Below are 14,382 nucleotides of genomic sequence, written 5' to 3'. Positions count from 1 at the left end.
CTATTTTAAATCATTGGGATTGGCAAAAATGGGGGTTTTGCACCCCAAAGTCGCAAATCAGCGCTAATTTAAGGAAATCCACCAAAATAACTAAAGCGGAAAATTCCTCGTAAACTGCAAGCCATGATGAGCAAGCACCCTTTACTGAATAAAAACTTGGTGCTGCTGATTGTTTGCCAGGGTCTATTTCTGACCAATAACGTTACCTTCATCGCCATCAATGGCTTGGTTGGCCTCAGTCTGGCCCCAGTGAGTTGGATGGCTACGCTGCCAGTCATGGGCTATGTTGTTGGAGCCGCCTTTTCCACTTCAATCGTGGCCAAATCTCAAAACCACTTTGGCAGAAAGATCTCTTTTCAGTTGGGACTGCTTGTAGCAGTGCTATCCGCTCTGTTATGCGCCTATGCAGCTCTGAGCCGAAACTTTTGGCTTTTGGTAACAGGCACCTTTATTGCCGGCTATTACAGCGCCAATGGTCAACTCTACCGTTTTGCTGCAGCAGAACTCACCGTAGCGAGTCAACGTGACAAAGCCGTGTCTTGGGTATTGGCAGGCGGAATCTTAGGAGCCGTCATTGGGCCGAACCTAGCCTCCTGGACCCGCAATCTTTTTGACACTGCATTCTTGGGCGCCTACCTCACGCTTTCGATTGCCGGCCTAATGGGGATCGTCGTAATGCAATTCATCCACTTCCCTACCGAATTCAAAACCGAGCACTCTCTGGCGGATGGACGCCCCCTAAAGGCCATCCTCAAGCAACCCGTGTTTATGGTTGCTGTAATTGGGGCAGCACTTGGTTACGGGGTGATGAATCTTCTGATGGCGGCCACACCCTTAGCGATGCAAATTTGTAGCCTGCCTTTTTCCGATACAGCCCTAGTTTTGGAGTGGCATGTCATTGGTATGTTTGCTCCAGGATTTTTTACTGGCACCTTAATACAACGTTTTGGTGCCCTCAAGATTATGAGTATCGGAGTCGCACTCAACTTCATCTGCATTCTGATTGCACTCACCGGTACAGACCTTCGTCAATTTTTGATTGCCCTCTTTTTATTAGGCGTTGGCTGGAACTTTTTATTCACAGGCTCAACCTCTTTGGCGATGACTGCCTACAAACCCGATGAGCGTGATAAAGCACAAGCAGCGATTAACTTCTTTGTATTTGGCACGATGGCCTTCACTTCCTTTGGTTCTGGTGCCTTAATTACCTCACAAGGGTGGAGTATTTTGAACCTCGGCTCTCTGATTCCTGTGATCATTACTGCGCTGGCACTGCTTTGGCTATCAGCCCAGAATAAGAAGCAGCAAATCGCTTAAGACGCTCTCGCTAGCGGCAAATTAAATAATAAGTTTTGTGGCTTTAGCTTTAATTGCTGCTGATCATTCATGGCAATAGCAAGATAGACGGGCTTCCCTTGCTGCACCTTAGTCACCGCAGTCTCGTCAATAAAGTCAAGACGAAATAGACAAATCACTTTCTCGAGCTCATCTGCCTCTAACAATTCTTTGTTGTAAAGCTTATTTAAAATCTCAGTTGCTGCCGCATCTAAACCGACATGCCAGGACCACTTAGGATCACTAATTTGCTGCATTGGGGTAATGCGTACTGCCACCCCCAGAAAATGTTTAATCCACTTTTCTAGTACGCGACAAAAATGATTAATTGGCTCATGCCCAAAATTGAGTTGAACGGCAAAATCAAAGTCCTCATTACGCGTCCAATATTCGGCAGCATTGTCTTCATACAAAACATCAAGATCAGCAGACTTCGTGAGCATGGATTTACCTTTCAGTAAGTCCATGATGTTGCCGGACTCGCCCGCTTGCGCATTACGAGCAACCACCTCTTCGTCGGCGGCCATGACAATGCTGTCCTCCAAAACAGTGATTTTTTGAGTTCTAAAGAAGATCTCGCCCATGCGTACTTCCAGCGGATGCGTATCATCTCCCAAGATATGGCGCACAAAAATTTGGGCTAGTTGCATCACAAATAAGGGGGGCACATCAACCCCATCCCCCTTAAATAAACTCATATAAAAACCTTCTAAGGAGCTTGCTGCTAATAGACGTGTTCGGTAGCGGAGCCAAACTCGATAGTTTTCCTGAATATCCTCATCAGCCATCGCCGCAATCTCTTGCTCGGTAATTTCTATGCGAGGATTTTCAGTAAGGCGCTGATGCAGCGCTTGCTCGGCAGCACAAGATTCTGGAACTAGGCTGAGTTCAGGTCTTTGTAAATAGGTGCGTAAAAAATCGTCTGTTACCAATAACTGCCCATCAGGGCTGGTTAGCAGGGTTTGATATGCAGAATTGGGCCAGTAGTTGCTCATGTCATTCCGTTTTCATTGCGCTTACAGTAAGAATCTAGAGCTCAGAATATACTAGCCAGTCATTTTGTACCCAATAGGAAAAATCATGACCGAACTCAAAAAAATCGATACCGTTGTTGGTGACGGCAAAGAGGCTGCTACTGGCAATGACGTTGATGTGCATTACACCGGCTGGCTCTATGACGAAAATGCCCCTGACCATAAAGGCCAGAAATTTGACAGCTCACTGGATCGCGGTCAGCTCTTTAGTTTTCCCTTGGGCGCAGGCCATGTGATTAAGGGTTGGGACCAAGGCGTTGCGGGCATGAAGATTGGCGGCAAGCGCACTTTAATTATCCCTTCTGAAATGGGTTATGGGGCCAGGGGTGCTGGCGGCGTCATCCCTCCTAATGCGACTCTGGTCTTTGATGTGGAATTACACGGTGTGAACTAAGCACTGCTCTTAGCTACTTAGCCAAAATAAAAGCTACCCGAGGGTGGCTTTTTTAATTATTCAGCTTCGTGAACTCTTTAAATTAAGAGCGTACGTCTTTACCATTCAAGCTTAAGCGATTTATCGAGCGGGTTTGGCATAAGCTAATCAAGCGATTACGTTCTGCCATCACTTTATCTGTATAGCCACCATCATCTTCAATATTGGCCGCGCCAACATAGAACTTCAGACCATTACGCAAAGAACCTGCGGTGGCAATGAGGTACTTCAAGATATAAGCGCCAACACGAATATTGACCTCTGGCTTGACCGCTTCTTGCGTGCCACCAAACAAGGCATATTTCTCACGGTGTACTGAAGTCATTACCTGCATCAATCCTTCTGCGCCTGCATGACTCTTGATATTGGGATTGAAGTTGGACTCTACAGAGATCACTGCCAATAACAATACGGGATCAATGTTCACTTCCTTGGCAATCAAGATCGTATTAGAAACATATTCTTCAATCTTCGCGCGATCGAGGCTGTATTTCTTTTCAAAGAAATCTGCAACTGCACGCTGATTCTGAATCGAACCCATCAAATTACTATCCAAGGCTTGAGGGTCGATCTTGGATGTTGGAATGCGATCAGCCAAATGAGAGATCGACTTCACTTGAATCTTCGCGACAGAGGGCGCTAACAAAGCAATGGTTTGTTGTTTGGCGCTTGGAAAGCTAGAGCCGCCAGGGATTGATTTTGGGTAAATGACACTCGCAATATTTGTTTCAGAGGCAACGGAAGCAGAGCTCTCATTAGCACTCTTATATTGATCGAGCATGCTAAAGCCATTGCTCCACACGATATGGCGCGCCTCATCTGGCACCAAGATACGGGCGAGATCGAAGGCACCCGCATTCGTCCCATTACCTGATAGCCAAAGACCTACTACCATGAAGACGCTCAGAGCCAATAGGCCGTTAACGACTCGATAGACTGGAGCCATCGCCTGGGCTAGCAGCGCCTTAGCACTCAAAAAGGCTGGTTGCCTATCGAGCATCTCAATCAAATTTTTGGATAAATATTTAATCATTCACCTTGTCGCGAGCAGCTCAAAACTTTATAAAGAATTTTGCTGCAACGCAATATTTAAAAAACATGGGTCATCCTAAAAAGGTTCTTATATCAAGTCAAGAATAAGGAAAGCTATTTCAATAACTTTTAGGTCTTGAATTACGGGAGTTCCCGTATATGCACCAAATAAATCATATTAAGTCTATTTAAATCAATGACTTATGGAAGTTAAGAAGCACTAATTTCATTTTATAAAAAATTACCTAAATCTAGACTTTTTTACTATTCGGAATGAAAAATTGCCTGCAAAAACCATACATCTAGTATTTCAGTCGCTCAAAATTTCTACCGGTAGTATCAGGCTGACTAATGCTGCAGGACATTATTTTTCAAGACTTTGAGTTCTTGAGCTCCCAACCTGAGTCCAGTAAGGATCAATTTCTGACTAGCTCAAAAGCTAACTCAAGTCAGAATGTATTTAAATAGGATCGCCCAGCCCCTACACTTACAGATGATGAAATTCTCCCGCAAGCTCCTCGCGCCCCTAGTTTTGCTGTTTTTATTGCTGAGTCCTTTGAGGGCTTTTGCCCTTTTCGATGAATGCAAGAACCTCTTTCCAGCTCAACAGGTTCCAATTACTAACCAAATGGGACGAGATCTTTGCTTTGATAGCTTTGCAGTTTTTTACTCTCCTCAGGATAAAAAGCCGATTTATACGATAGAAAAACTTCATCGCGACCAACTGCTAGCCCCACACCCCCGCAGAAGCAACCAGTTTTATGAAGAGGCCAGGCTTCCTTTTGCAGAGCGGGCTTTGCTCTCAGACTACCGCGGCAGTGGTTACGATCGCGGTCACAACGCCCCCGCTGGAGATATGAGCAATGAAAGAGCGATGGCTCAGTCATTCTCATTGGCAAATATGATGCCGCAGGCCAGACAGAACAATCAAGGCATTTGGGCCAAAAATGTTGAGGAACCAACTAGACTTTATGCCAAAAGAGCTACTGGAGATATTTATGTCTTTACCGGCTCCACTGGAAATCAAGGCAGCATAGGCAGAAGCCATGTCACCATTCCGAGTCATTTATTTAAGTTAGTTTATGACCCTGATAAAAATGAGGCTTGGGCTTACTGGATCGAGAACAGTAATGAAGCCCAAATGTCCCCGCCTATTTCTTATGCTGAATTAATGACCAAAATAGGAATTGATTTTCAATTACCCATCAAAGTAGGTGCTTCCCAGACCAAGCAAGCAATCACGCCAACCGTCAAACCCCCAACTGCCAAGCCTCATCAGGATTTGATGGGAGGATGGTATCCAATCTTTTTCGATGAATATTCAGTTGATAAGGTCAACGCCCTGATTGCCCGTATTCAAGATGGGAAAGTAGCCAGCGTTCAGATTCAATATGATCGCAATGCTGAGTTAGCGAATAGCATTGCCAGACAAATAGACTTAAAAACATCATTAAGAACTCAGCTCACGCAAAGCAGTCCGCCAGACTCACCCAACGTGAGCTACGAACGTCATCGGGTAACTGCGATCGTTCACTCAAAGTAGTTTTGATTTGGCTTGCAAGCCATGTACGCGCTGAATAGGTGCTAGCAGTCCACGTAATCCGTTGTGATCCAATGTATGCATTAGCTCTAGCAACTCACCTAATTCACCCTTAGGAAATCCCTCGCGCGCAAACCAAGCCAAATAGTTTCCTGGCAAGTCTGCTAGTGCACGCCCTGCATGCTTACCAAAGGGCATCTTCATGAGTACGAGTTTTTCTAGCGCTTGTGCATCCATTGAAAAGAAATCTTACAAGGGAAAGTAAATTCCCCCACAAATTTCATCATTTATTTAAAGATAGGCTTTTCTTATTTGAGAATCATTCTCATTTGATGTTATATTGAGAACTATTCTCATTTACTTTTATCAACCCTCTCTCAGAAAACCATGAAACTGACCATTCAAAAACTGATTGCCTTTAGCCTCGTCCTCGCCGCTACTTTGCACCTCTCATTAGCCCATGCTGGTGAAGGAGCCTTTGGTTGGATCTATACCCTAGACCTTCAACCCAAAGGTAAGTGGGAATTTGAGCAGCGACTACAACTCAACCAAACGCAAGCCGCAGGCACTTACGATGCATGGACTGCTAGAACAGAACTTGAGTACGGCCTGACCAACGACTTACAAGTTGCTGGCTATATCAACTCGTACTACACGAATGCCAATCAAAACTACACCAATCCAGAAGCGTGCGGCGATGCGCCTACTTGTACCGGAGGTTATGGAGTCCCTTCTTCACATGACCCATCGACTGCATATAGAAAGAGTGGTATCGAAGGTGGCTCTTTAGAAGCTATTTACCGTATTACAAATCCAGTGACTTCGCCCGTTGGTGTTGGTCTTTATTTAGAACCCACCTGGGGAAGAAATAAAGATGAGATCGAAGCGAGGTTATTACTGCAATCGAACTTCATTGACGACCGCTTAATTTTGGCTAGTAACGTCGTTGTTGCCAACGAGCGTTTGAAGTTTATTGAAAATGGCAACGTTCCTGAGTCAATGTTAGATATCTTGGTTGGCGCTAGCTATCGATTTGCCCCAAAGTGGTCAGCTGGCGTTGAAGCACGCTTTCACAATGACTACTCAGAACTTAATTTACGTAATCAAGTGCAGCGCGCAACCTTTGTTGGCCCGAATTTGCACTACGCCGCAAAAGACTGGTGGGTTACAGGTGCATGGCGCTATCAATTAGCAGGCGGAACCTGCATGGGTGGTGGCGAGGCAGAATGCTCCAATGCCCGCGTGTGGGATAGCCACTCAGTCAATGAATACATTCTCAAAGTTGGCTTTCCACTGAACTAATAAAAAAATAAGATCATGAATTGGAAACCAAATCCATATGCTGTAGTAGGGCTATCCATACTAGTTGCACCAATCTTTGCGCAAGCAAAGATTTACATCTCTAGCGAACAAGCCCAGCAAATACTTTTCCCCAATAAGGTACTCAGTAAATCACCCATCATCATTACTGATGATTTACAAGAAAAGATGCGAGCGGCTTCTAGCATCCGCCATCCCTTTCAAGGTGATCGCATATGGAGGTCATCCGATGGCGGATGGTTTGTGATTGATGAGGTCGTAGGTAAGCATGAAATGATTACCTACGCCGTCGCCTTAAATACAAAGGGGAGTGTTTTGGGCATTGAAGTCCTAGAGTATGTGGAATCTTATGGCTACGAAGTAGCTGAGGCACAGTGGCGCAAACAATTTGTTGGTAAAACTATCAACGACCCCATCAAACTGAATCAAGATATTCAAAATATTGGGGGCGCAACCCTTTCTTGCAAGCACCTCACCGATGGCATAAAACGGATCACTGTGCTCTATGACTTGGCCCTCAAGAACATGCCAGTCAAATCTCAATAAGCATTCAATGATGTCATGAAGACTCGCTGCAAACCACTTTTAGGAACCTTTGTCGAAATTACTATTGATCAAGATACCGATCAGGCTGCTGTAGATCATGCCTTTGCCGCCATCGAAAAGATTCAGGGCTTAATGGGCTTTCATCAGACCGATAGCGAACTCAATTACCTCAATCGTTATGCCCATCTCCGGGCGGTAGATATTCATCCCTGGACCTCACAAGTGCTAAGCATTGCAAAACAGGTACATCGTCACTCACGTGGTCTATTTAACTGCGGTATTGGGCATCGCTTGGTTGCTGCTGGTCTTTTACCCCGTCATATTGACATCACCAATCACAATCTTGGTGGCATTGAAGACATCTGTTTTTTGACGCCTGAGCTCATCACCTCCTCTCGTCCCGTATGTTTAGATCTTGGTGGCATTGCCAAAGGCTTTGCAGTTGATATGGCAGTCAAGATTCTGATCTCCGAAGGGATTCGCTCTGGCATAGTCAATGCAGGAGGTGACTTGAGAGTATTTGGAGATGCCCCTAAACCCGTTCAGATTCGCAATCCAAAAAATCTTTCAGAGCTGCTTCAAATCGGCTCTCTGCAAAACGCTGCGCTAGCTACTAGTAGCCTGTATTTTGCAAAAAGAGATGGGCATGAAAGTCATCTCATCAATCCCCTAGCAACAGAAGAATCTGATATTTATATTCAATCTTCAGACTCCTATTCCATCCTCGCAAAAGAATGCGTTTATGCCGATGCCCTCACTAAAGTGCTCGCTTTATCAAAACAAGCCAATCATCCTTGCTTTGCTAAATTCTCGGCACAAGCTATTCGGATTGCCATATGAGTCGTTTAGGAAAAATGCCAGAATGGCAGAAATGGTTTGTGATACTTGGGATCTCCAGTTGCTCTTTAAGCGGCGGCATTTACTTAATAGGTCACGAATTTCAGATTCAACGATCCATTTTGGGATCACACAATATTTTAGTGATTCATGGGGTAGCGGCTATGCTGACAATCCTTTCACTAGGGTCTGTTCTTCCTTTCCACCTCAAGGCCGGACTGAAGTCTAAAAGAAAATGGTGGAGCGGCTTAGGCCAACTGAGCTTCTTAAGCGCATTAATGGTTACTGGCTTACTTCTGTATTACGGTCCAGAAGCCATTCGGGAAACGGTAGTCAGTACTCATTGGGGGCTTGGTCTTCTGTTTTTTGCCGTTTTCTTAATACACATTCCCATGGGCCTGAACAAGCAAGCGAGGAGTTAGCAACCCAAACACCTTACTTCTGGATTGATTCGCCCTATAAAATCCATAGCAATGGATAACTCATTGCTCATCAGCCCAGCCCTCGGAATTATTGTGGGAGTTCTCATGGGGCTGACTGGCGCGGGTGGCGGCATTCTCTCTGTCCCACTATTAGTATTTGCCCTTCATCTGAATATGGTAGATGCCAGCCCCATATCCCTCTCGGCAATTGCCCTTGCTGCCAGCGTGGGCGCTTTACTGGGGCTAAAAAATAATCTTCTACGCTATAAAGCCGCCATCTTCATGGCTATCTTTGGAGTGATATTGGCTCCTGCTGGATTTTGGTTGGCAAGCCACATCCCAAATGGTCCGCTACTACTTATTTTTAGCAGCGCGCTCTTTTACTCCGCGTTTAACCAATATAGACAAGCTCGCAATACCGCTTTAGGTATCCCAGAACCTCCCAGGCAGCCACCCCCTTGTTTGCTTAATCCATCAGCTGGAAAGTTGACTTGGAATGTTCCCTGCGCTAAGGCGCTTGCTCTTACCGGCGGCTTGGCAGGTCTCTTATCGGGACTACTTGGAGTGGGTGGCGGCTTCATCATTATTCCGGCCTTAAAACGCTATACCAATTTATCAACTCAATCGATCATCGTTACTTCATTGGGCGTACAAGCTCTAATTTCTGGTGGAAGCGTCATCTTCTCTGCGGCAACGGGTAGCTTTAATTTCATTGTGGCTGCACCCTTTTCTATCGGCGCCCTCGGCGGCCTACTTATTGGTCTAGCAATCAGCAAAAAGCTCAGTGGGCCGAAGTTGCAGCAAGTCTTTGCAGTCATGGTTTTTGGTGTAGCAGTCAGCCTCACGCTGAAAGGTCTGCATTTACTATGATTTGTATTGATGTATGAGGTTGTGCAGCAATAAAGCGTGAAGCCTTCTAGCTCATCTCAGACTTCTAATCATCTTTGAGTTTTCCAGTAGGGCCAAAACAAATTGACCATCAAGCCCAAGATGACAATACCTGCTGCCAAAATTTTCCATAGGGGCAAAGGCTCACTCAAGAAAAATGCTGCAGAGCCCATACCAAAAATGGGCACCAATAAGGGTGCAGGTGCCACAGCTGCTGCAGGATGTTTGGAGAGTAGCCACGCCCAAGCACCATAGCCGAAGAGCGTATTTCCCCAAGACTGCCACAGAACACCAAGCCAGGCACCTGTTGGCGCTGAAGTGAGTGAGACATACATCGAGCCCCAACCTCCTTCAAAAATCCAGGAGATCAGCAGCAATGGTGGAATTGCAAAAGCACTAGCCCACACTACATAAGAAAGCATGTTGATAGCACCGGCACGGCGACTGGCAGTATTGGCTACACCCCAAGAAAAACCTGCAAATACCACTAAGGCTAAACCCAGAAAGGTGGTAGTAGCATCTGTATGGACCGCAATAATTCCTAAACCGGTCATAGCAATGGCTACTGCAACCGCCTGATAGAGTTTTAACTGTTCTTTAGCAAACAGCATCGCAAAACCAATCGTGAAAAATACCTGCGTCTGAACGACCAAAGAAGCCAGGCCAGGTGAAATATTGCCATCAATCGCAAAATATAAAATCCCGAACTGCCCGACCCCTACTGCAAGACCGTAAATACAGAGATTGACCCATGAGACCTTTGGTCTAGGCAAGAAGAACACTGCTGGCAAAAAGGCAAATACAAAACGCAAGGCGGCAAACAAAAAAGGCGGAAAACTCTCTAAAGAAATTTTGATCACTACAAAGTTGGTTCCCCATACGGCCACAATGGCTAATGCCAGTAACAAATGGCTAACAGGCAATTGGTAATTAAGAGATGGCTTCAATGAATTACTCACGCGTCAGCAATTCCGCTACGCGCTCTGCAATCATCATGGTTGGTGCAGCCGTATTACCCGAAGTAATGGTGGGCATGGCAGAAGCATCTACTACCCTCAAATGATGAATCCCCCTTACTCGCAATTGTGAGTCTAGAACGGCCATCGGATCATCGGGCCGCCCCATCTTGCAAGTGCCCACTGGATGAAAAATCGTCGTACCAATATCTCCTGCTGCTTTTACCAACTCTTCGTCACTTTGATATTGAATACCCGGCTTATATTCTTCTGGCGTAAAAGGTTTGAGTGCAGGGCTTTCCACAATCTTCCGAGTTAAACGTAATGACTCTACTGCCACCTTACGATCTTCTTCAGTAGATAAGTAGTTCGGTTGAATTGCTGGAGGCGCTTCAGGATCAACAGAGGTGATGTGTACGCTACCCCTTGAAGTGGGACGCAAGTTGCATACACTAGCAGTGAACGCATTGAAGGAATGCAAGTCTTCACCAAAACGTTCAAGCGACAAAGGTTGCACGTGATATTCCACGTTAGCACTCTTTTGAACTGAAGAGCTATAAGCAAATGCCCCCAGCTGTGAAGGCGCCATCGACATCGGTCCCGAACGCTTCAAGAGATACTCCAGTCCAATCATCATCTTGCCAAATAATGAATTTGCTTGGGTGTTGAGAGTTTTGATGCCTTTTACTTTATAAATCATCCGCAATTGCAAATGATCCTGCAGGTTTTCACCAACCCCCGGTAAGTCTGCAATCACCGGGATACCCAGCTGATTTAAATGCGCTGCAGCGCCAATACCGGAACGTTCTAAAATTTGCACGCTACCAATAGAGCCAGCACTCAGAATCACTTCGCCGCCTGGATTGATCAATGATTCAGTGACCATACCGTTTCTGCGGTACTCAACCCCGTAACAACGTTTAGTTAATGGATCAATCTTGAGTTTGGTTACCATGGCTTCGGTGAGCACCGTCAGATTACTACGCTTGACAGCATCTTTTAAAAATGCTTTTGATGTATTGAGCCTCCAACCCTTACGCTGGCTCACATCAAAGTAGCCTACACCAAAGTTATCACCACGATTAAAGTCATCTGATGCTGGAATGCCAGCTTCTATTGCCGCATCTTTAAATCGGTCCATGATGGGCCAACGCAAGCGTTGCTTCGATACGGTCCACTCGCCACCTTTGCCGTGCCATTGATTGGCATCACTGTGGTAATCCTCAAATACTTTATAGCGCTTGAGTACATTCTCCCAAGACCAAGCTTCATCGCCTGTGGCTTGTACCCAAGACTCATAGTCACTTGCTTGACCGCGCATGTAGATCATGCCGTTAATCGATGAACATCCACCAAGTACACGACCGCGGGGATATAACAAGGAGCGGCCATTGAGACCTTTTTCGGCAACCGTCTTAAAACGCCAATCTGTTTTTGGATTATCAATGCAGTAAAGATAGCCCACCGGAATATGAATCCAGATATAGCGATCGCTCTTACCGGCCTCTATTAATAAAACCCTCTTTTGCGGGTTCTCAGTTAAACGCTTAGCCAACATACAACCGGCACTGCCTGCCCCAATAATGATGTAGTCGTAAGTGTTTGCTTGAGTCATGTATCCGCTGCTTAAAACATAGTTGCTTCTATTATTGACCAATAAAAAAATCAGGTATTTCTTGGCATTTTTGTTGATTTGTTATAGAATCAATTACGATCTATTATTAGATCATGAGAACTTGCTATAAAAGAGCCTTTGCTCAATTTGTCAAAAGGGCTTCAAAGCCTTTGCAGTTAGCGATAGAAGATAAGGTTATTGAAGTTTGTAACAACCCCAGGATAGGTCAGCAAAAACTTGGTGATCTACAGGGAATATTTGTTTATAAGTTTCGCTTTAATAAACAGGAATATTTAATGGCATATCAATTTAACCATTTTGCAGATGGAAATTTCATAACCTGGATTGAGTTCTGTCAAATTGGACCTCATGAAAATTTCTACAATCAACTAAAACGATCAATTCGTCTCAAATGACAACTCAAAGACACTTGAATAAAGAAAGCGAGGTCAATGAATGACTCCAACGATGACTGCTGAGGATCTATTTGCTCAAGTGCAAAAAATGTCAGCAAAAGAACGTATTAAATTTTTCTCTTTAATTGCAATAAATGCCTTTAAGGAGGCCGATTACACTAACGAACAAGTATTTGGACATCTGAGAAATGCTACCTTTTCGGCAGAAGAGGCTGCAGAATTTTTAGAAATTTCACTTCCCACTTTGCGGAGATATGTCCAGGCCGGTAGATTACAGCCATCAACCGTCATTGGTCGCAGTCAGTTGTTTTCTAGTGATAGTCTGCGACTTTTCAAACAAAAGATCAGTAAAGAATAATTCGGATCAAATACCCGTCTAAAATACTTAGATGCACATTAATGAGAAAAATCGTACCCCCAAGCTTGCTGAGGAAGATGAAGGCCTTAGCAAGTCGGAGTTAAAGCGCCAAATGACTGAACGCCAGAAATTGGCAGAGGTATTGGCAGCTTTGAGTAGCGATGCCCTCAAAACCATTCCCTTAGATGACGCCATCAAAACAGCGATTGCAGAAACTAACAAGATTAAGAGTTTTGAAGCGATTCGTCGCCATAAGCAGTATCTAGGTAAGCTCATGCGCTTTCTGGATGAAGAAGAACTTGAAGCGATTCAAAAACGTTTAGATGCCATTCAGGGTATCAGTAAAGCAGAGACTGCAAAGCTTCATTTCTTAGAGGGCTATCGTGATCGGCTTATCGCCCATGATGAAACTTTTACCAAAATGATTGAGCAATATCCAGATATGGATATTCAGAATATGCGCACCCTTATTCGCAATGCGCGTAGAGAGAAAGAGCAAAATAAGCCGCCTAAGGCTTATCGAGAAATCTTTCGTGTCTTAAAAGAAATGGGGCTTTAGAATTTAATTCTCCGCGCAGGCACCTCTACCCATCGGTAGAGATAATTCGCAGCTTGCCAACTTGCTACTAAAGAGAAGCACATCAGAACTATCGCCATGACTCCATCATGTTGCCGGCTCATGCCCCAACCGATGTAGAGCGTATTAGCCAACAAGATAAAAGCGAAGTGTATTAAGAAAGCGCAATACGATCTTCTGCTACTCCATAAAATGGCATTCACAAATTTATGTGGACGCAAATATTTTTGATCTCGCCATTGGTCAATGTAGGTCCAATCCCCCCAGAGGATCAAAACTAAAGCTACTACATAAGCCAGAATATTTCGTAGCCAAAACTCTTGAAAACTGGCAACTATGATTGCCATACCAATAGCCCCCATCACTACTCTAGCAAAGCGATTGATTAATCGATCGGGATAATTTTTGCAAAGCTGAGCCAAAATACCTAAACCATAAGAGCCAATAAAGTAGATGAAATAATTTTCGTAGTCAGCATTTCTATTGAAATACAGCAGCGATAGAGCACACAGTACGGCTAAAAACCACACTACCGAACGAAAGGTAGGAAACATTCCCAATACGGTTGCCAGAATTGCGTATAGCTGCCAATCAATCGCGACATACCAAACGCCAGCAGAAATAGAATCAAGCCCTAAGATACCCTGCAGAAAAAATAGATGCGCTAAAAACTGACTGAGCGTTTCTGATTCACCCACGAATTCATCTTGTACCCAAAAACGCGCCACCCACGCACAAGCTATGGTGATGATCAGCGCAATAACGTACGGCGCGAACAAGCGTAGATAGCGATTAAAAATAATCCTCAAAACAGTTTGGAGATTTTTTAAGTTACTGGTGCGCGTCAGGGATTGGGCGGCCAAGTAACCCCCCATGACCAAAAAAATCTGTACTGCATAGCGTCCGTATTCAAACAACCAAGTCATTAGTTCTGGCAACACTGTGCGTGCATCCTCTGCGATCTGTCCGTAGCTCGACAAATGATGAAGGATGATTAAGAGGGCCGCAAAGACCTTGAGAAAATCAATTAATAAAAAATGGTTTTTGGTTTGCAATGAGGTGATCTACTTTAG

General features: G+C 44.8%; 17 protein-coding genes. 11 read left to right on the top strand and 6 right to left on the bottom strand.

The features are described 5' to 3' along the window. Positions 1–144 precede the first annotated feature (144 nt). Positions 145–1,317: an MFS transporter gene (locus AOC29_RS01935; protein WP_215297285.1), complete on the top strand. Its 1,173-nt coding sequence runs from the start codon at positions 145–147 to the stop codon at positions 1,315–1,317. Here the strand turns inward: AOC29_RS01935 and AOC29_RS01930 are convergent. Continuing rightward, positions 1,314–2,330 carry a DUF6352 family protein gene (locus AOC29_RS01930; RefSeq protein WP_215296379.1) on the bottom strand — a complete coding sequence of 339 codons (1,017 nt, stop codon included), beginning with the start codon at positions 2,328–2,330 and terminating at the stop codon, positions 1,314–1,316. The two genes, AOC29_RS01935 and AOC29_RS01930, sit on opposite strands and share 4 nt — an antisense overlap. Before the next feature lie 85 nt (positions 2,331–2,415). Here AOC29_RS01930 and AOC29_RS01925 point away from each other — a divergent pair, with 85 nt between their 5' ends. Further along, positions 2,416–2,763: an FKBP-type peptidyl-prolyl cis-trans isomerase gene (locus tag AOC29_RS01925; protein ID WP_215296378.1), complete on the top strand. Its 348-nt coding sequence runs from the start codon at positions 2,416–2,418 to the stop codon at positions 2,761–2,763. Positions 2,764–2,845: 82 nt separating this feature from the next. Here AOC29_RS01925 and AOC29_RS01920 read toward each other — a convergent pair whose 3' ends face one another. Continuing rightward, the gene (locus AOC29_RS01920; protein WP_215296377.1) at positions 2,846–3,835 is read right to left on the bottom strand and encodes a transglycosylase SLT domain-containing protein; all 990 of its coding nucleotides are present in this window, start codon (positions 3,833–3,835) and stop codon (positions 2,846–2,848) included. A gap of 492 nt (positions 3,836–4,327) precedes the next feature. Between AOC29_RS01920 and AOC29_RS01915 the strand changes: the two genes are divergently transcribed. Beyond that, entirely contained in the window at positions 4,328–5,377 is a 1,050-nt protein-coding gene (locus AOC29_RS01915; protein WP_251370041.1) for a DNA/RNA non-specific endonuclease, read from the top strand. On the opposite strand, the gene AOC29_RS01910 is transcribed toward AOC29_RS01915, so the two are convergent. After that, the gene (locus tag AOC29_RS01910; protein WP_215296376.1) at positions 5,369–5,611 is read right to left on the bottom strand and encodes a DUF3820 family protein; all 243 of its coding nucleotides are present in this window, start codon (positions 5,609–5,611) and stop codon (positions 5,369–5,371) included. The genes AOC29_RS01915 and AOC29_RS01910 overlap by 9 nt on opposite strands. Before the next feature lie 150 nt (positions 5,612–5,761). On the opposite strand from AOC29_RS01910, the gene AOC29_RS01905 reads away from it, so the two are divergent. The 5 genes from AOC29_RS01905 to AOC29_RS01885 are packed head-to-tail and all read left to right on the top strand — an operon-like array spanning position 5,762 to position 9,369. Continuing rightward, positions 5,762–6,676, top strand: a complete 915-nt coding sequence (locus tag AOC29_RS01905) for a DUF6662 family protein (protein WP_215296375.1) — start codon at positions 5,762–5,764, stop codon at positions 6,674–6,676. A gap of 15 nt (positions 6,677–6,691) precedes the next feature. Next, the gene (locus AOC29_RS01900) at positions 6,692–7,240 is read left to right on the top strand and encodes an FMN-binding protein (RefSeq protein ID WP_215296374.1); all 549 of its coding nucleotides are present in this window, start codon (positions 6,692–6,694) and stop codon (positions 7,238–7,240) included. A gap of 15 nt (positions 7,241–7,255) precedes the next feature. Then, the gene (locus AOC29_RS01895; protein ID WP_215296373.1) at positions 7,256–8,080 is read left to right on the top strand and encodes an FAD:protein FMN transferase; all 825 of its coding nucleotides are present in this window, start codon (positions 7,256–7,258) and stop codon (positions 8,078–8,080) included. Beyond that, a complete protein-coding gene (locus tag AOC29_RS01890) occupies positions 8,077–8,499 on the top strand; it encodes a hypothetical protein (RefSeq protein ID WP_215296372.1) in 423 nt (140 codons plus the stop codon). Before AOC29_RS01895 ends, AOC29_RS01890 begins: the two co-directional genes overlap by 4 nt. A gap of 51 nt (positions 8,500–8,550) precedes the next feature. Then, on the top strand, positions 8,551–9,369 hold the full coding sequence (locus tag AOC29_RS01885; protein WP_215296371.1) for a sulfite exporter TauE/SafE family protein: 819 nt from the start codon (positions 8,551–8,553) through the stop codon (positions 9,367–9,369). 68 nt (positions 9,370–9,437) lie between these two features. Here the strand turns inward: AOC29_RS01885 and AOC29_RS01880 are convergent, their stop codons facing one another. Both AOC29_RS01880 and AOC29_RS01875 read right to left on the bottom strand, forming a co-directional pair. Then, complete coding sequence (locus tag AOC29_RS01880; protein WP_215297281.1) at positions 9,438–10,310, bottom strand: EamA family transporter; 873 nt, start codon at positions 10,308–10,310, stop codon at positions 9,438–9,440. Between the two features lie 28 nt (positions 10,311–10,338). Then, entirely contained in the window at positions 10,339–11,958 is a 1,620-nt protein-coding gene (locus AOC29_RS01875) for a GMC family oxidoreductase (RefSeq protein WP_215296370.1), read from the bottom strand. 113 nt (positions 11,959–12,071) lie between these two features. On the opposite strand from AOC29_RS01875, the gene AOC29_RS01870 reads away from it, so the two are divergent. The 3 genes from AOC29_RS01870 to yjgA are packed head-to-tail and all read left to right on the top strand — an operon-like array spanning position 12,072 to position 13,291. Next, the gene (locus tag AOC29_RS01870; protein ID WP_215296369.1) at positions 12,072–12,374 is read left to right on the top strand and encodes a type II toxin-antitoxin system RelE/ParE family toxin; all 303 of its coding nucleotides are present in this window, start codon (positions 12,072–12,074) and stop codon (positions 12,372–12,374) included. A gap of 52 nt (positions 12,375–12,426) precedes the next feature. Then, complete coding sequence (locus AOC29_RS01865; RefSeq protein WP_251370040.1) at positions 12,427–12,732, top strand: helix-turn-helix domain-containing protein; 306 nt, start codon at positions 12,427–12,429, stop codon at positions 12,730–12,732. A 31-nt stretch (positions 12,733–12,763) separates the two neighbouring features. After that, positions 12,764–13,291 (top strand): ribosome biogenesis factor YjgA, encoded by a 528-nt coding sequence (yjgA, locus tag AOC29_RS01860; RefSeq protein ID WP_215296367.1) that lies wholly within the window; start codon positions 12,764–12,766, stop codon positions 13,289–13,291. Here yjgA and AOC29_RS01855 read toward each other — a convergent pair. Then, entirely contained in the window at positions 13,288–14,364 is a 1,077-nt protein-coding gene (locus AOC29_RS01855; protein ID WP_215296366.1) for an acyltransferase, read from the bottom strand. The genes yjgA and AOC29_RS01855 overlap by 4 nt on opposite strands. Between the last annotated feature and the right edge of the window lie 18 nt (positions 14,365–14,382).

This window comes from Polynucleobacter sp. JS-JIR-5-A7 (assembly GCF_018687935.1).
Classification (GTDB): Bacteria; Pseudomonadota; Gammaproteobacteria; order Burkholderiales; family Burkholderiaceae; genus Polynucleobacter.
This window is presented reverse-complemented; position numbering and strand designations above follow the sequence as displayed.